Source organism: Microbacterium sp., assembly GCF_041909575.1.
Taxonomy (GTDB): domain Bacteria; phylum Actinomycetota; class Actinomycetes; order Actinomycetales; family Microbacteriaceae; genus Microbacterium.
The window spans coordinates 1-2,621 of record NZ_JAYRDE010000185.1; the positions used below are offsets into that span (position 1 = coordinate 1).

The window sequence follows — 2,621 nt, forward strand, 5'->3', positions numbered from 1 at the left end:
AGCCTCGATCGCAACGGTGATTCCGTCGCCGAGGTCGATCACGTCGCCGGGGACGACGACCGTGCCCTCCCCGGGATGCAGCCGCACCGGGTCGACGCCGTGCCGCAGCAGGGTCGTGCCGTTGGTCGTGTGGAGGTCCGTCGCGACGATGCTGTCGCTCTCGACGCGCAGCTCCACATGGCTGCGGGAGATGTCCTGCTGCGGGCTGTCGACGGCGACGAGATGCGGGAGATCCGTCCCGGACACGCGCGTCGAGCGCGGGCGGCGCCCGATGACGACCGTGCGATCGAGGGCGATGACCTGACCGGTCGGCGACACGCGGATGCGACCGGGAGCCGGCGGACGCGGCGGCGCGAGCGGCGGCGGCGCGGAGTCCGCGTCGCGCATCGCGCGGGCCTCGGCGAGCGATACGGTCTCGCCGTCGTGGTCGCCCAGCACCGCCGGTGCGGGCGTCGCGCGCGCGATCGTCGCGTCGACGGAGTCCGCCTCGGACTCGGGCTCGTGGTCGGGCTCGGCGGCCGGGATGAGGGTCGACTCGGCGGGAAGCAGGGTATCGGCGACCGAGAGCACCGCGGCCGAGTCGATCAAGCCCGGCCCGGCGGCCGGGACCGCCACGGCAGGCGGGTCCGCCACGGGAGCCGGGTCCGCCGCAGGCTCGGGCACGACCGCGACGCGGGGACGACGGGCGGATGCCGCGGGCTCGCGTGCGGGTGTCGGCTCCGGTCCGGCGAACTCGGCCGTCCCGGCGTCGGGCTCGGGGGCTGCGGCTGCGGACGCGCCCTCACGCTCGGGACCCGGCGCTTCGGGTGCCGGTGCCGCCGGTACCGAGGGTGCCGGTGCCGCGGGCGACGGGGCATCGGCACCCGACGGCACCCAGGCCAGCGCGCCGGCCAGCACGACGCCGTCGGTGACCGGGAAGTCGGGAGGCGCGGCATCCGTCGTCCCCGCGAGGACCACCCGGGAGACCTCGGGCACCACACGCTCGGTCCAGGTGGTGACGCCCTCGCCCGAGACGCGCTCGGCGGTGTCCGCCTCGATCTCGAGGACGAACGAGCCCCGCACGGCCAGCCGCACCGCTCCTCGCTCGGCCAGGGCGACCGCGAACGGCGGCACCGCCGACAGCGAGGTGCCGTACGCGCCCGTCAGCGCCTCGAGCACGCCGCCGAGGCCGCGGCCGTCGGCGACGAGGGCGTGGATCCGCGCGGCCAGCGCCGGCGACGTGTCCGGCGCGAGCACCGCGAACCCGTGCGGTGTCACCGCCACCGGATGCGCGCCCGGCGAATAGTGGACCGACATCAGAACCCCCCTGCGGCGACGACACGGGGCAGCGTGTCGCCGTCGATCTCATCGGCGACCGGCGCCGACGGCGCCGTGTGATCGCCGGGCCGGTGGGCGCGTGAGCTCACGGCCGTCGCGTCGACTACCAGCGCCGTGATGTTATCGCGTCCGCCGTGGAGCATGGCCTCGTGCACGAGCCGCGTCGCCGCGGACTGCGGGTGCGTCTCGGCGACGAGGATCGCATGGAGGGTCTCGTCATCGAGCTCGCTGGACAGCCCGCCCGAGCACACCAGGATGCGGTCCCCGGCCTCGGCCGGGATGAGCCAGTAGTCGGCGTCGCCGTCGCTTCCAGCCCCGATCGCGCGCGTGATGACGTTGCGGCGGGTGTCGCGCGACGCCGCGACCGGGTCGAGCTGGCCGGCGTCGATGAGCTCCTGCACGACGGAATGGTCCACGCTCACCTGCTCGAGCTCGCCGTCGCTCAGCCGATACGTGCGCGAGTCCCCGAGGTTGATGGCGAGCCAGTAGCCTTCGCCGTCCACGTCGGCGATCACCACACCGGTGAGCGTCGTGCCCGCCCCGGCGCCGTCACCGGGAGGGAGGGCTTCGACCCGGCGGCGGGCCGAAGCCAGCGTGGTCCGGATCTCGTCCACCCCCAGGCTGGGTCGTCCGGCGAGCGCGGCGAACTCCTCGATCACGGTCGCGCTCGCCACCTCGCCCGCGTGGTGGCCGCCCATGCCGTCGGCGACGAGGAACAGCGGCGGCGCCGCGATGTGCGCGTCCTCGTTGATCCGACGGCGCAGCCCCGCGTCGGTGGCCGACCCGAACACCACGGTCACCGGGGAGGTCATGACGAGCGCCCCACGACCGCGGTGCGGTCGCCCATTTCCAGGCGGTCGCCGGCGCGCAGCGAGGTCGGCAGTCCCGCCACGAGCGGATGCCGCCCGCCGTCGCGAACGAGCACCGTGCCGTTCGTCGAGTGCCGGTCGGCGATCCACGCACCCGACGCGTCGCCGCCGATCTCGAAGTGCGTCTTGGACAGCGACAGGGTCTCGTCGCGCACGGGGATGGTCACGGCCCCCGACTCGGGCGCCGGGTTGCGCCCGTACACGGTGCGCTCGTACACGGCCATGCGCGAGCCGTCGTCCCAGGTGAGCACCGCGAGGACCGGCGCATCGGCGAACCGCGCGGCGCGGCGCGTGGACGGCGACGCCGTGCGGGTGAGGTCGGGGAAGGATGCCGCAGCCACCGCGGTGCGCTCCGCCGGAGGCTCGAACGTCGGGGCGGGCGGAGGCGGAGCCCACGGCGAGGGGCCGGCCGGTGCGGCCGCGCCGGCCGCAGCT

Annotated in this window: 3 protein-coding genes; all 3 read right to left on the reverse strand. The window is 75.5% G+C overall.

All coding sequences use genetic code 11. The features are described 5' to 3' along the window. Positions 1 to 1,296: FHA domain-containing protein (locus ACE3O1_RS15360; protein ID WP_374316533.1), on the reverse strand; the 1,296-nt coding region annotated here is incomplete at its 3' end. After that, positions 1,296 to 2,129, reverse strand: coding sequence for a PP2C family serine/threonine-protein phosphatase (locus ACE3O1_RS15365; protein WP_374316535.1), 834 nt, complete (start codon positions 2,127 to 2,129; stop codon positions 1,296 to 1,298). The genes ACE3O1_RS15365 and ACE3O1_RS15360, both read right to left, overlap by 1 nt. Continuing rightward, the coding region (locus tag ACE3O1_RS15370) for an FHA domain-containing protein (RefSeq protein ID WP_374316537.1) at positions 2,126 to 2,621 on the reverse strand (496 nt) is incomplete at its 5' end. The genes ACE3O1_RS15370 and ACE3O1_RS15365, both read right to left, overlap by 4 nt.